This window comes from Amycolatopsis sp. CB00013, from assembly GCF_001905755.1.
Taxonomy (GTDB): domain Bacteria; phylum Actinomycetota; class Actinomycetes; order Mycobacteriales; family Pseudonocardiaceae; genus Amycolatopsis; species Amycolatopsis japonica.
In genome coordinates this window covers 369,175-382,096 of record NZ_LIWC01000006.1, presented here as the reverse complement: position 1 = coordinate 382,096, position 12,922 = coordinate 369,175, and the positions used below count along the sequence as shown (strand labels likewise).

Sequence of the window (12,922 nt, the reverse complement as noted above, 5' to 3'; positions counted from 1 at the left end):
CTTGCCTCACACAGGGGCAAGGCACGCGCCTTTTTCATGGCCGGCTGAGGGAGACTGACCTTCGTGACGCAGACACCAGTTCTCATCACCACCACCGGACCCGACAAGCCGGGTGTGTCCTCGGTGCTGTTCGCCGTGCTGTCGCGCCATGACGTGGACGTCCTGGACGTCGAGCAGGTCGTGATCCGCGGCCAGCTGGTGCTCGGCGTGCTCGCCGGCGTCTATCGCGACCCCGAGGGCCTGCAGGAGTACGTCGAGCAGGCGATGGCGTCGGTCGGGATGCAGGTGGAGGTGAAGATCGGCTCGGCCATCGGCGCCGACCCGTTCGCAATCGGCCAGAAGGACTCGACGCATGTCCTGCTGATGCTCGGCCGCCCGGTGACCGCGCGCGCCTTCTCCGACGTCGCGCGCAGGCTCGCCGCGCTGGACGTCAACATCGACTCGATCCGCAGCGTCGCCGACTACCCGGTGACCGGGCTGGAGCTGTACGCCTCGCTCGCCCAGGACACCCCGGAGGCCGACGCCGCGCTGCGCACCGCGCTCGCGGACGCCGCCGTCGAGGCCGGGATCGACATCTCGGTCGAGCGGGCCGGGCTCGCCCGCCGGGCCAAGCGCCTGGTGGTCTTCGACGTCGATTCCACGCTCATCCAGGGCGAGGTCATCGAGATGCTCGGCGCGCACGCCGGGGTCGAACCGCAGGTCCGTGAGATCACCGAGGCCGCGATGCGCGGCGAACTGAACTTCGGCGAGTCGCTGGAACGCCGCGTCGCGCTGCTGGAAGGGCTGCCCGAAACGGTGCTGGACGAGGTCGCCGCGTCCATCGAGCTCACCCCGGGCGCGCGCACGACCATCCGCACGCTGAAGCGGATGGGCTTCCGCTGCGGCGTCGTCTCGGGCGGGTTCACCAAGATCATCCAGTCCCTCGTGGACGACCTCGGCCTCGATTTCGCCGCCGCGAACGAACTCGAAGTGATCGACGGCAAGCTCACCGGCAGGGTGGTCGGGGAGGTCGTCGACCGCGCGGGCAAGGCGAAGGCGCTTCGCCGCTTCGCCGACGAGTACGAGATCTCGCTGCAGCAGTGCGTCGCGGTCGGTGACGGGGCGAACGACATCGACATGCTGTCGGTCGCCGGGATGGGTGTCGCCTTCAACGCCAAGCCCGCGCTGCGCGAGGTCGCCGACACCGCGCTTTCCCACCCGTACCTCGACGCCGTGCTGTTCCTGCTCGGCGTCACCAGGGCCGAGATCGAGGCGGCCGACGCGGCCGACGGTCTCGAGCTTTCCCGGCCATGAGCGTGCTGGAGCCGCTGGCCGCGCGCTACGCCCATTGGCTCGGCCTCCCCGCGGAAAGCACGGTGGACACCTCCGACGAGGATCCCGCCGAGGTCCGCGCCATGCCGGTGATCCTGCGGATGGAACGGGCCGAACCGCCGTCGCGGACCGCGTTGCTGGAGGCCGCCGCGGCGGCCGCGGTCGCGGTCTGTCTCGACGAACGCGCGCTGCCGGGAGGCGACTGGCACGACCCGCTCAAGGCGTGGGTCGACGGCCGGATCCGCAAGGTCGCCCGGCGGGCGCGCGGCGCGCACTGGCAGGCGGTCCAGGAACTGCCGGGCATCACGGTCGAGGTCGACGGCGCGGAGGCGCGGGCGCTGCTGCCCGGCCGGGTCGTGGAGTCCCCGAAAGAGGTCTCGCGGCTGCAGATCTCCGGCAGCGAACTCCCCGCCGACGAGCCGGGGCCCGCGCCCGACGGCCTCCCGCGGTTACTGCTGAACCCCGAGGTCTCGATGACCGTCGGCAAGGGCGCCGCCCAGGTCGGGCACGCGACGATGATCCTGGCGTCGGTGCTGGACGAAGCCGAACTGGCCGCGTGGGCCGCGACCGGGTTCCGGTGTTCGGTGCGGACTCCTCCGGTCGCGACCTGGAAGGCACTCTGCCCGGTCGAGGATCCCGAAGGTTCGTGGCGTCGTGACGGGGTCGTCGCGGTCCGGGACGCCGGGTTCACCGAAGTAGATCCCGGAACCGTCACGGTCATAGCCCAAAGGGCTTAGCCTCCTATACTCCCCGCATGGGTGACCGGCTGATCGCCGGGCGCTATCGCTTGGAGGAGCGGATCGGCGCCGGGGGTATGGGCGTGGTCTGGCGTGCCACCGATCTGGACCTCGGGCGGGTCGTCGCCCTCAAGCGTTCGCAGGCGGGCGACAGCGGTCAGATCCGGCGCGAGGCGCGGATCGGCGCGGGCCTGCATCATCCGAACGTGGTCACCGTCTTCGACGCCGTGATCGACGGTGACGACCGCTGGCTCGTGATGGAGTACCTGCCCTCGCGCAGCCTCGCCGACGTCATCGACTCCGACGGGCCGCTGCCACCCGGCAAGGTGGCCAAGATCGGCGTCCAGCTCGCCGCGGCGCTCGCAGCGATGCACGAAAAAGGCATGGTCCACCGCGACCTCAAGCCGGGCAACGTCCTGGTCGCCGAAGACGGCACCGCCAAACTCACCGACCTCGGCATCGCGCAGTGGGCGGAGGTGACCCGCACCGGCGGCGGCCTCGACGTCGGCACTCCCGGCTACGTCGCGCCCGAGATGGCCGAAGGGCGGCAGGCGGGCGCGGCGGCGGACGTGTTCTCGCTCGGCGCGACCCTGTTCGCCGCCGTCGAAGGCACCTCGGTGTGGGGCGACGCGAACGTGGGCCCGTTCGTGCAGCTCCGGCGGGCGACGGCGTACACCCTGGAGCCGATCCGGCGGGCGGGGCCGCTGGCGCCCGCGCTGACCGAACTGTTGCGGCGCAGGCCGGCAGGCAGGCCGAACGCCGTCCGTGCCGCCGAACTGCTGTCCGAAGTCGCGGACGTCGACGGTCCCGTCCGGACGCGACGGTTCCGCGTGCCCAAACGCGCGCTCGCGATCGGTGCCGTCGTGGCGGTGCTGGTGCTGACCGGGGCGCTGTTCTTCGCCACCAGGGAGCCCGCGTCGATCGCGGCGGGGCCGCCGTCCGAGCTGATCGGGGACCGGCGGACGGCGGATCCGTGCGCGCTGGTGGAGCCGTCCGTGCTGAACCATCTCGGGACACCGGAACTGGACAGCGCCGGCGGCAACTTCAACGCGTGCGGTGTCCGGCTGCGCCTGAGCCCCGACGACGAGGACATCGTCGACATCCGGCTCGAACTGACGACGCCGACGTCACCGTTGCTGGACAAGCCGATGCCGGGCCAGCTGATCGTGCGCGAGGTGCCGAGCGACTCGGAAGACAAGTGCGCGCGCGGTATCCCGCTGCCGGACGGCAACCAGGTGTGGGTGCACGCCCGGCACATCAAGAACTGGCACGCGCATCTGTGCGACTACGTCGATCCGGTGGCCACGCACGCGGTGAGCGTGCTGAACCGGGAGCCGGTCGAGCGGCGTCCCGCGCCGTTCCCCGCCGGTTCGCTCGGGAGTCTCGACGCCTGCGTGCTGGGTGGGAACCTGCCGCAGGCGATCGTCGGCGGCCCGGCGACGCCGGATCCGGTCTTCGGCAACTGGGAGTGTTACTGGAACCATCGCGAGACCGAGGTGACGGTCCGGTTCGAACGGGAGCGGGCACCGTTCGAAGACGACGGCAGACGCGTCGCTCTCGGATCGCGGGAAGCCTTCGTCGAGGTCTCCACCGAATGGAAGGCTTGCCAGGCGGAGATCCCGCACCGGGGCTTCACCGGCGACGGTCGTGCCATGATCGAGACGGTGGAGATCTACGTCGCGGACAAGGTCAAGCAGCCGGCGGAGATGTGCCCGGCCGCGGAACGGCTCGCCGGCGAGATCGCCCCGAGGCTGCCGCCACTCTGAAAGGGAAAACCGTGTCTTTGGAAGTCCAGCGCGACGGTGAGCACCGCTTCATCGGCCGCAACGAACGCGGTGCCGAGGTCGTGATCGGCCGTAAGGGCGCCGAGGGTGCCTTCTCCCCTGCTGAACTGCTGCAGATCGCGGCGGCGGGCTGCTCGGCCGTCACCGCCGAGAATCTCATCACGCGCCGGATCGGGGAGGACTCGAAGTTCCGCGTCGGCGTGACCGCGGACAGGCGCGAAGATGCTTCGGAGCTCGACGCCGTCCACGTGGCTTTCGACGTCGACGTGTCCTCGCTGCCCGCCGCGGATCGAGAGGCGCTCGCGGCGGCGGTGGATCGCGCCATCGATCGGCTGTGCACGGTGAGCCGGACGCTGAAGAAGGGCATCCCGGTCACGGAAAGCTTCCCCGTCGAGTAGCCGCCTCCGGATGCCATGAAAGGTCCTTTCCTTGCAAAATTTGCAAGGAAAGGACCTTTCATGGCACTTGGCTCAGTGTTTGGCGGCGTGGCCTTCGGAGCTCCACACCACGTACGCCTCATCGGCGTCGGTGGTCATGGCCTCGATGAACTTCTCGTTGTCGAAGCCGGGCAGCGTCTGCAACCGCTCGATCAGCGCGTCGGCGGCCGGGTCGCCGCTGGGGATCGCGGTGCCCTTCCCGTCGGCGCCGGCGAGCATGAAGAAGACGTCTTCCTTCCACGGGCCTTCAGGGATCACTCTGACCACCACCGCGGACAGCTCGGACCACGTGACGGCTTCTTCGCTGCCGTCCGCGAGCTGGCGCCGCACTCCGGTGTCATCGACGCTGACGGTCCGGGATTGTGCGTTGGGCGACTCCTGGGACAACCGGTTCTCCCTGTCTTCGGCGTTCCGTTAACGGTACTCGGCCGTGTTCCAGGCCACTCAGGCCGGGGCGGCCGCGTCGAGGCGGCGCAGCGCGTCGCGGGCGACCTTCGGGTCCATGGTCGGCCAGAACGGCGGCAGCGAGGCACGCAGGAATCCGCCGTAGCGGGCGGTGGCCAGCCGCGAATCCAGGATCGCCACGACCCCGCGATCGGTGACCGAACGGTGCAGCCGCCCGGTGCCCTGCGCGAGCAGCAGCGCGGCATGCGTGGCCGCGACGGTGAGGAACCCGTTGCCGCCCCTGGCTTCCACGGCTCGCTGCCGCGCCGACGAGACCGGATCGTCCGGGCGCGGGAACGGGATCCTGTCGACCACCACGAGCTGAAGCGACGGGCCGGGCACGTCGACGCCCTGCCACAGCGACAGCGTGCCGAACAGGCACGTGCGCGCGTCCTCGGAGAACTTCTGCACCAGCAGGCCGGTGGCGTCGTCGCCCTGGCAGAGGATCGGCAGGTCGAGCCGCTCCCGCATCTCCTCTGTCGCCTGCTTCGCCGCGCGCATCGAGGAGAACAGGCCGAGCGTGCGCCCGCCCGCGGCCTCGATCAGCTCGGCAAGCTCGTCCATCGTCGAGGGCTGCAACCCGTCCCGGCCCGGCGGCGGCAGGTGTTTGGCCAGGTAGAGGATGCCGTTGCGTTTGTGGTCGAACGGCGAGCCGACGTCGAGGCCGGTCCACTTCGGGCCCTCGGCGTCGTCGCTGTCGGCGGGCGCGGCCTTGTCCGTCGCCGCGCCGGGTGCCTTCTCGACCCTGGCCCCGCCGGGCGGGAGACCCCACTGCCGGGCCATCGTGTCGAACGTGCCGCCCAAGGTCAGCGTCGCCGACGTGAGGACGGTCGTGTGCTGGTTGAAGACGCGCTCGCGCAGCAGGCCGGCGACACCGAGCGGAGCGACCTTCAGCGCGGGCGGGCGCGGGTTCGTGGAGAAGCGGTCCCCGGTCAGCCAGACGACGTCACGCTGATGCGCCTTGTCGTCGTCGAAGGCTTCGAGCAGCCGGACGGCGGTGTCGTGGACCTCTTCGAGCAGTGACCGCGCCAGTTTGCGGGCCGTGGCCTCGTCGACGTCCTCCTTGCGGTCCTTGCCGAGCGAGGTGAGGCAGCGGTGCGCGGCGTCGCGGACCGCGGGGATCGCGCCGGTGAGGGCCTGGGGCAGCGAATCCATGCGGCCCGAGGGCATGTCGTCGAGGATGAGGGCCAGCCCGTCGCTCGCCTCCAGCAGCTGATCGGCCACCTCGTCGTCGACCAGTTTGCCGCAGCGCCGGGCGGCGGCGGAGACCATGCCGCTGGTCAGCTCGCCGGTCGCCACGGAGGTCACGCGGTCCACCAGGTCGTGCGCCTCGTCGATGATCACCAGATCGTGCTCGGGCAGCACCTGATAGCCCTGCAGCGCGTCGATCGCCAGCAGGGCGTGGTTGGTGATCACGACGTCGGCCTTGCCCGCCTCGGCGCGCGACCGCTCGGCGAAGCAGTCCGTGCCGATGGGGCAGCGTGAAGCGCCCAGGCATTCCTTGGCGGTGACGGACACCTGGCGCCACGCCTGGTCCGAAACGCCGGGGACCAGCTCGTCGCGATCACCGGTTTCGGTGTCGGACGACCATTCCCGCAGCCGGGTGACCTCCTTGCCGAGCCGGGAGACGGCGAACGGGTCGAACAGCTGCTGGTCTTCCGGCTCGTCCGGGGCGCCGGAATCGAGCCGATGGAGACAGAGGTAGTTACGGCGGCCCTTGAGGATCGCGAAGGTGGGCTCGCGGCCGAGGGGCTTCTTGAGCGCCTTCGCCAACCGGGGGAGATCCCTGTCGACGAGCTGACGCTGCAGCGCGATGGTGGCCGTGGAGACCACGACCGTTGCCTCCTTCTCGACCGCGTGCCGGATCGCGGGGACGAGATAGGCCAACGACTTCCCGGTGCCCGTGCCCGCCTGGACGGCCAGATGCTCGCCGGTGCGGATGGCGCGGCCGACGGCGTCCGCCATCTTGACCTGGCCCTCGCGCTCGGCACCGCCCACGGACTCGACCGCGTGGGTCAGGAGTTCGAGGACACCGGGGAAATCAGCACGGGAGGGCACGGGACAAGACGATAGCCGGGGGCACCGTCAAGATCGTCCGCCCCGTGCAATGAAAGGTCCTTTCCTCGCAAAATTTGCGAGGAAAGGACCTTTCATTGCGGCTCGTGGGGCGGTGAAAGGACCGGTCACGACTCCTTGCGGCCGTGCTTGTTTTCACTGAGAGGCGAGACCAGCGCCCAGGTGCCCGGAAGCAGCGCCGCCGCGACGGCGATCTTCAGCGCGTCCCCGATCAGGAACGGCACGACACCCTTGTCGAGCGCGGTCGACAGACCCATGCCGGTCGACGCCATGAGCCACGGCACACCGACCGAGTAGATGGCGAGGTTGCCGAGCACCATCGTCCCCGCCGTGCGCAGCGGCGTGCGGTCACCGCCGCGGCCGGCGAGCGCGCCCACCAGGGCGCCCGCGAGCACGAAGCCGACGATGTAGCCGGCGCTGGCGCCGAACAGGCCCGAAGAACCGTTCTGGAACCAGCCGAACCCGGCCGCGCCGACGGCGAGGTACAGCGCCATCGACAGCGCGCCGCGCTTCCAGCCGAGCGCGGCGCCGACCAGCAGGGCGGCGAACGTCTGGCCGGTCATCGGCACCGGCGAGCCGGGGACCGGGATCAGGATCTGCGCGGCCACACCGGTCAGGGCGGCACCACCGGCGACCAGGACCGCGTCACGGACCAGTGCGCCGGGAACGAGGTCGGCGAGAACCGGGCGGGTGCCGGTCACGGACAGCGAAGACACTCAGACCTCCTATGAGTACACGAATGTGAACCGAGGTTAACGTCAGATGGCGGGGCGCGGACCGAATGTCGGGCACCTCACGATCCACTCGACCGGGTGGCATGACCCTGCACGGGACAGGCGGTTGGTGAAGGCTGCCGGACATGAGGAAACCCGTTTCGAGGCTGTTGTCGGTGACGATGCTGACCGGGGCGCTGGTGACGGGGGGACCGGCGATCGCGTCGGCCGAGCCCGCGCCCGCGACGGCGGCCGCGTCGGTCGGTTCGCTCGACGTGGAGATCGGCGACGAACACGTGGTCACCGGCGAGCTGGCGCCGTGCGACGTCGACGGCCCCTTGAACGCGAAGACCCAGGGCGGATCCACCGGAGACTTCGCCCGGTTCGGCGGCGGCGAGTCGCGCTGCGGCCGGAACGGTGAGGCGGCCATCGGCGAGGCGGCCGGGCGGCGCTTCGAGACCACCCTGCTCAAGCGGTTCGGCGGCCCGGTGATCAAGGTCCGCACGTTCATGGCGAAATGCAGTACCACGAAGGACGGCAGCCTCGGCTACATCGAGTTCGGCGACGTCAGCGGGTTCACGCTGCCGGAGAACATCCCGCAGAACTACCGGCTGACCATCTCCGGCGGCAAGGGCGGGACGGCGCTGGCGTCGCTCACCGTCAACGAGACCGTCACGCCGACGCCGCCCGACGGCAGCCTCGTGACGCACATGCTGCACATCAAGCTGTTCCCGCAGGGCGGCGGACCGGCGAAGGGCGACATCTACCTCGGGACCGCGCGCTGCGACCCGTACGGCAAGAAGAAGCCCTGACGCCCCGCGTTTCGTCCTCTGGATGCGGTCCTTGCACACGCAAGTACCGCATCCAGAGGACGAAATGCGTCAGGTGCGCGAGACGTACTTCGCGGCCGCGGCGACGAACTCACTCGCCCGGGTGGCGAGATCGGTCAGCGAGCCACTCGAGGTGAGCGCGTCGCCGACCAGCGGCGTGGCGGCCGCGACGGCGATCGAACCCGACTCGAGGTACTTCGCGACTTCGGCCAGGTGGACGCCGCCCGTCGGGACGAGCGGGATGTCCGGCATCGGCGCCCGGATCGCCCGCAGGTAGGCGATCCCGCCGACGGCCGCGATCGGGAACACCTTCACCGCCGCCGCGCCGAGACGCCACGCCTGGTCGATCTCGGTCGGGGTCAGCGCGCCGCAGATCACCGGCAGCCCGCGTTCGTGCGCGCGCTCCATGACCAGCGGATTCACCGTCGGCGTGACCAGGAACATCGCGCCGGCGTCCGCCGCTTTGTCCACATCGGACACTTCGCGCACGCTCCCGGCGCCGACGTACGCGTCGTCGCCGAGCTTCTTCCGGATGGTCGCGATGGCGTCCGTGGCGCCCGGCGTGGTCAACGCCGCTTCGAGTACCCGCACGCCCGCCGCGTGCAGCACCGTCGCGGCGTCGGCGAACCGGCTCGCGTCCGCGGCCCGCAGGATTGCGACGAGCCGGTTTTCGATCAAGGTGTCCTGGAGGTCGTGCTGGATCATGCGGCGGGGACCGGCGCCTTCCCCGTGTAGGTCACGCCCGCCTCGTCGAAGTCCTTGAGCGCGGCGTCGACCGTCGGCTGCGAACCGCCGACCGTGAGGTCGAGCAGCACCCGCACGGTGAAGCCCGCCTTCGCCGCGTCGAGCGCCGTCGCGCGGACGCAGAAGTCGGTCGCGATGCCGACGACGTCGACCTCGGTGACGTCGTGCTCCTTCAGCCACGCGTCGAGCGTCTTGCCGTCGCGCGCGTTGCCCTCGAAACCGGAGTACGCGGCGGTGTACTCGCCCTTGGAGAAGACCTCGCTGATCGGGACCACGTCGAGCGCGGGGTGGAACGACGCGCCGGAGGTGCCCGCGACGCAGTGCCGCGGCCAGCTGTCCTTGAAGTCCGGCGTCTCGCTGAAGTGGTCGCCCGGGTCGATGTGGTAATCGCGAGTGGCGACGACGTGCGCGTAGCCACCCTCCGCGGCCTGCTTGGAGATCGCTTCGGCGGCGGCGGCGCCACCGGGCAGGCCGAGCGACCCGCCCTCGCAGAAGTCGTTCTGCACATCGACCACGATCAAGGCGGTCCCCATGTGTTGCTCCTGAGTCTCTTTAGACGAATACGGTCGGGATGGCGGGCTCCCCGTGCGAGAGCTTGAGGCCTTCCCACGGAAGGCTCACCAGCGCCCGCCGAAGCCGCTGGCGCGCGTCGTCCAGCGTGGGCAAATCATCCACCGTCCGGCCGCCCCGGACCAGCGGAATCTGCAATTCGTGGTCGTTCGGTCCCCGTTCCGGGACCGGCGAGGCGGCCGTCCAGATCACCTCTTCGACGGCGGTGCCGGTCTCGCGGTGCCGTCGCAGCGCGGATTTCCGCCCGCCGCGGGATTCCTTGTGCGCGCTGCGCTTCGCGACCGGTTTGCCGTCGACCTCGACGAGTTTGTAGACCATCCCCGCGGTCGGCGCGCCGGAACCGGTGACGACCGAGGTCCCGACGCCGTACGCGTCGACGGGTTCCGCCCGCAGCGCCGCGATCGCGTGCTCGTCGAGGTCGCCCGACACCACGATGCGGGTGTCCTTCGCGCCGAGGGCGTCCAGCTGCTCGCGGGCCTTGCGCGCCAGCGGGCCCACGTCGCCGGAGTCGATGCGGATCGCGCCGAGCTCGGTGCCCGCCACCCGGACGGCCGTTTCGATGCCCTTGGTGATGTCGTAGGTGTCCACCAGGAGGGTGGTGTCGGCACCCATCTTGTCCACCTGCGCGCGGAAGGCCTGCTCCTCGCTGTCGTGCAGCAACATGAACGCGTGCGCGACGGTGCCCCGCGTCGGGATGCCGTAGCGGCGCCCGGCTTCGAGGTTGGAGGTCGTGGCGAACCCGGCGAGGTACGCGGCCCGCGCGGCGGCGACGGCGGCGTACTCGTGCGTGCGGCGGCCGCCCATCTCGATGATCGGCCTGCCGTGCGCGGCGCCCGACATCCGCGCCGCCGCGGACGCGATCGCGCTGTCGTGGTTGAGGATCGAGAGGATCAGCGTCTCCAGCACGACGGCCTCGCCGAAGGAACCGGTGACGGTCATGATCGGGGAGCCGGGGAAGTACAGCTCACCCTCGGGGTAACCGTGGACGTCCCCCGAGAAGGAGTAGTCCGCGAGCCACGAAAGTGTGGCGTCGTCGACCACGGCCGTCGCTTCCAGCTGGCTCAGCTCGGCGTCGGTGAACCGGAAGTCCGCGATCGCGTCGAGGACCCGCCCGGTGCCCGCGACGACGCCGTAGCGGCGGCCGTCGGGCAGACGACGTGCGAAGACCTCGAAGACGCACGGCCGGTCCGCCGTCCCGTCGGACAGGGCGCTGGCCAGCATGGTCAGCTCGTAGTGGTCGGTGAGCAGCGCGGTGCTGGCGCCAGTGGCCGCCTCGGGGAAACCCATGGCACCAGCCTATTCACCCACATGGCCGGACCTGCCAGCCCGTACCGGATCGGGCCCGTGACACCATGGAGTGCATGTCCACGCCTGTCGCATCCGAGCAGACGCAGGTTGATCCACAGGGAGTAGAAGTCGTCTCTGAGGACAAACCCTGGCGGACGGTCGTCTGGAACGATCCGGTGAACCTCATGTCGTATGTGACGTACGTGTTCCAGAAGCTGTTCGGTTACAGCCGGGACCACGCGACGAAGCTGATGCTCGACGTGCACCAGAAGGGCAAGGCGATCGTGTCCTCCGGTTCCAAGGAGAAGGTGGAGACCGACGTCGCGAAACTGCACGCGGCCGGTCTCTGGGCGACCATGGAGCAGCCTTCATGAACGGATGGCGCCGCAAGGGCGAGACCATCGTCGCCGGTTTCGAGCAGCAGGAGGCCGCCGTGCTGCGCGGTCTGGTCAGCCAGCTGGAGGACATGCTCACCGCCCGCGCCGAGGAGGCGCCGCAGGACGAGCTCGCCGAGCTGACCGGGATCCGCACCGGCCCGACCGAATCGCCGGACGACCCGGTGCTTTCGCGGCTGCTGCCGGACTTCCACAAGCTCGACCCGGACAACCCGACCCGCGAGGACATCGACTCGGCCGCCGCGATGCGGTCGATCCACGAGCCCGAGCTGCTGGACAAGAAGGTCGGCGTCGCGAAGATCGTGCTGGACACCCTGCCGCGTGACGGCGGGAACGTGCGGCTGACCTTCGAGCAGGCCGACGCGTGGCTGGGCGCGCTCAACGACGTCCGGCTGGCGCTGGGCACCGCGCTCGACGTCACCGAGGACATGCCCGACGAACTGCCCGAGGACGATCCGCGCGCGCCGCATCTCGGCGTCTACCACTGGCTGACCTGGGTGCAGGAGACCCTCATCCAGTCGCTGACGTCATGATCACCGACGTTCCCGGCGTGCTGGTCGGGCACCACGAGCGGGTCGGCGACGGCTGGGCGACCGGGACGACGGTCGTGCTGGTGCCCGGTGGCGCCGTCGGGGCCGTCGACCAGCGCGGCGGCGCGCCCGGCACGCGGGAGACCAACCTGCTGGAGCCGGAGAACCTGGTCCAGCACGTCAACGCGATCTGCCTGTCCGGCGGGAGCGCGTACGGACTGGCCGCCGCGGACGGCGTCATGCGCTGGCTCGCCGAGCGGAACCAGGGCATCCCGGTGGGGGCTCAGCCGCACGAGGTGGTGCCCATCGTTCCCGCCGCGGTGTTGTTCGACCTGCCGCGCGGTGACTGGGGCAACCGTCCGGACGCCTCCTTCGGTTACGCGGCATGCCAAGCGGCCAAGGACGGCCCGGTGCCGTCGGGGACCGTCGGCGCGGGTGCCGGGGCGAAGGCGGGATCACTCAAGGGTGGGATCGGGACGGCCTCGGAGAAGGTCGGCGAGTTCACCGTCGGCGTCGTCGCCGCCGTGAACGCCGCCGGCGAGGCCGTCGATCTCTCGACCGGCCGCGCGTACGCGGCGGATCACGAGGTCGACGGCGAGTTCGGCGTCCGCTGGCCCGACCGGCCCGGCGACGTCGAGGCGAAGGCCGCGGGGCTCAACACGACCATCGGCGTGGTCGCGGTCGACGCGGCACTGTCCAAGGCGGAGGCGCGACGGCTCGCGGTCGCCGCTCAGGACGGCCTCGCCAGGGCGGTGCGGCCCGCGCACACGATGTTCGACGGCGACACGGTGTTCGCGCTGGCGACCGGCGACCGGGAGCTCCCCGGCGGCGCGGGCCCCGTCGCGGCGGCGCGGCGCGCGCTGGTGCTGGACAAGCTGTGCTCGGCGGCCGCGCGGGTGTTCGGGCGGGCGATGGTGCACGGTGTGCTGTCCGCCACTGCGGCGGGGGACATGCGGGCGTACCGGGACGTCTGGCCCGAAGCGTTCTCCTGACCACGCGTTTCGTCCTCTGAATGCGGTCCTTGCGTGGGCAACTACCGCATTCAGAGGACGAAACGCGGGGGT

At 70.6% G+C, this 12,922-nt stretch carries 14 protein-coding genes; 8 read left to right on the top strand and 6 right to left on the bottom strand.

Translation table 11 applies throughout. The features are described from left to right. The first annotated feature begins 63 nt into the window (after nucleotides 1–63). The 4 genes from serB to AMK34_RS35290 are packed head-to-tail and all read left to right on the top strand — an operon-like array spanning nucleotide 64 to nucleotide 4,230. Nucleotides 64–1,293, top strand: a complete 1,230-nt coding sequence (gene serB / locus AMK34_RS35305; protein WP_073848248.1) for a phosphoserine phosphatase SerB — start codon at nucleotides 64–66, stop codon at nucleotides 1,291–1,293. Then, the gene (locus AMK34_RS35300; protein ID WP_038509007.1) at nucleotides 1,290–2,048 is read left to right on the top strand and encodes a peptidyl-tRNA hydrolase; all 759 of its coding nucleotides are present in this window, start codon (nucleotides 1,290–1,292) and stop codon (nucleotides 2,046–2,048) included. The genes serB and AMK34_RS35300 overlap by 4 nt, the downstream gene beginning before the upstream one ends. A gap of 17 nt (nucleotides 2,049–2,065) precedes the next feature. After that, on the top strand, nucleotides 2,066–3,814 hold the full coding sequence (locus AMK34_RS35295; protein WP_073848247.1) for a serine/threonine-protein kinase: 1,749 nt from the start codon (nucleotides 2,066–2,068) through the stop codon (nucleotides 3,812–3,814). Nucleotides 3,815–3,825: 11 nt separating this feature from the next. Then, a complete protein-coding gene (locus AMK34_RS35290) occupies nucleotides 3,826–4,230 on the top strand; it encodes an OsmC family protein (protein ID WP_073848246.1) in 405 nt (134 codons plus the stop codon). Between the two features lie 72 nt (nucleotides 4,231–4,302). On the opposite strand, the gene AMK34_RS35285 is transcribed toward AMK34_RS35290, so the two are convergent. The 3 genes from AMK34_RS35285 to AMK34_RS35275 all read right to left on the bottom strand — a co-directional run bounded on the left by AMK34_RS35285 (nucleotide 4,303) and on the right by AMK34_RS35275 (nucleotide 7,505). Continuing rightward, nucleotides 4,303–4,656, bottom strand: a complete 354-nt coding sequence (locus AMK34_RS35285; protein WP_037341500.1) for a hypothetical protein — start codon at nucleotides 4,654–4,656, stop codon at nucleotides 4,303–4,305. 57 nt (nucleotides 4,657–4,713) lie between these two features. Further along, on the bottom strand, nucleotides 4,714–6,771 hold the full coding sequence (locus AMK34_RS35280) for an ATP-dependent DNA helicase (RefSeq protein WP_038509010.1): 2,058 nt from the start codon (nucleotides 6,769–6,771) through the stop codon (nucleotides 4,714–4,716). A gap of 125 nt (nucleotides 6,772–6,896) precedes the next feature. Next, a complete protein-coding gene (locus AMK34_RS35275) occupies nucleotides 6,897–7,505 on the bottom strand; it encodes a biotin transporter BioY (protein ID WP_073848245.1) in 609 nt (202 codons plus the stop codon). Nucleotides 7,506–7,648: 143 nt separating this feature from the next. On the opposite strand from AMK34_RS35275, the gene AMK34_RS35270 reads away from it, so the two are divergent. Next, a complete protein-coding gene (locus tag AMK34_RS35270) occupies nucleotides 7,649–8,314 on the top strand; it encodes a choice-of-anchor P family protein (RefSeq protein WP_038509012.1) in 666 nt (221 codons plus the stop codon). Between the two features lie 69 nt (nucleotides 8,315–8,383). On the opposite strand, the gene AMK34_RS35265 is transcribed toward AMK34_RS35270, so the two are convergent. The 3 genes from AMK34_RS35265 to AMK34_RS35255 are packed head-to-tail and all read right to left on the bottom strand — an operon-like array spanning nucleotide 8,384 to nucleotide 10,933. Continuing rightward, nucleotides 8,384–9,037, bottom strand: a complete 654-nt coding sequence (locus AMK34_RS35265) for a bifunctional 4-hydroxy-2-oxoglutarate aldolase/2-dehydro-3-deoxy-phosphogluconate aldolase (RefSeq protein WP_073848244.1) — start codon at nucleotides 9,035–9,037, stop codon at nucleotides 8,384–8,386. Further along, nucleotides 9,034–9,609 carry an isochorismatase family protein gene (locus AMK34_RS35260; protein ID WP_016336791.1) on the bottom strand — a complete coding sequence of 192 codons (576 nt, stop codon included), beginning with the start codon at nucleotides 9,607–9,609 and terminating at the stop codon, nucleotides 9,034–9,036. The genes AMK34_RS35265 and AMK34_RS35260 overlap by 4 nt, the downstream gene beginning before the upstream one ends. Nucleotides 9,610–9,628: 19 nt before the next feature. Further along, nucleotides 9,629–10,933 (bottom strand): nicotinate phosphoribosyltransferase, encoded by a 1,305-nt coding sequence (locus AMK34_RS35255; protein ID WP_037341518.1) that lies wholly within the window; start codon nucleotides 10,931–10,933, stop codon nucleotides 9,629–9,631. Between the two features lie 74 nt (nucleotides 10,934–11,007). Here AMK34_RS35255 and clpS point away from each other — a divergent pair, with 74 nt between their 5' ends. Genes clpS through AMK34_RS35240 form a run of 3 tightly spaced genes read left to right on the top strand, consistent with a single transcriptional unit; the run spans nucleotide 11,008 to nucleotide 12,850 of the window. Continuing rightward, nucleotides 11,008–11,307 carry an ATP-dependent Clp protease adapter ClpS gene (clpS, locus tag AMK34_RS35250; RefSeq protein ID WP_005165655.1) on the top strand — a complete coding sequence of 100 codons (300 nt, stop codon included), beginning with the start codon at nucleotides 11,008–11,010 and terminating at the stop codon, nucleotides 11,305–11,307. Beyond that, on the top strand, nucleotides 11,304–11,861 hold the full coding sequence (locus AMK34_RS35245) for a DUF2017 domain-containing protein (RefSeq protein ID WP_007028265.1): 558 nt from the start codon (nucleotides 11,304–11,306) through the stop codon (nucleotides 11,859–11,861). The genes clpS and AMK34_RS35245 overlap by 4 nt, the downstream gene beginning before the upstream one ends. After that, nucleotides 11,858–12,850 (top strand): P1 family peptidase, encoded by a 993-nt coding sequence (locus AMK34_RS35240; protein ID WP_073848243.1) that lies wholly within the window; start codon nucleotides 11,858–11,860, stop codon nucleotides 12,848–12,850. The genes AMK34_RS35245 and AMK34_RS35240 overlap by 4 nt, the downstream gene beginning before the upstream one ends. Nucleotides 12,851–12,922: the final 72 nt, after the last annotated feature.

Bases quoted from the DNA above. Each gene is read 5' to 3' on its own strand.
- AMK34_RS35300 (WP_038509007.1), top strand. From the start codon at position 1,290: ATGAGCGTGCTGGAGCCGCTGGCCGCGCGCTACGCCCATTGGCTCGGC.
- AMK34_RS35270 (WP_038509012.1), top strand. From the start codon at position 7,649: ATGAGGAAACCCGTTTCGAGGCTGTTGTCGGTGACGATGCTGACCGGG.
- AMK34_RS35265 (WP_073848244.1), bottom strand. From the start codon at position 9,037: ATGATCCAGCACGACCTCCAGGACACCTTGATCGAAAACCGGCTCGTC.
- AMK34_RS35240 (WP_073848243.1), top strand. From the start codon at position 11,858: ATGATCACCGACGTTCCCGGCGTGCTGGTCGGGCACCACGAGCGGGTC.
- AMK34_RS35260 (WP_016336791.1), bottom strand. From the start codon at position 9,609: ATGGGGACCGCCTTGATCGTGGTCGATGTGCAGAACGACTTCTGCGAG.
- AMK34_RS35245 (WP_007028265.1), top strand. From the start codon at position 11,304: ATGAACGGATGGCGCCGCAAGGGCGAGACCATCGTCGCCGGTTTCGAG.
- AMK34_RS35295 (WP_073848247.1), top strand. From the start codon at position 2,066: ATGGGTGACCGGCTGATCGCCGGGCGCTATCGCTTGGAGGAGCGGATC.
- AMK34_RS35255 (WP_037341518.1), bottom strand. From the start codon at position 10,933: ATGGGTTTCCCCGAGGCGGCCACTGGCGCCAGCACCGCGCTGCTCACC.
- clpS (WP_005165655.1), top strand. From the start codon at position 11,008: ATGTCCACGCCTGTCGCATCCGAGCAGACGCAGGTTGATCCACAGGGA.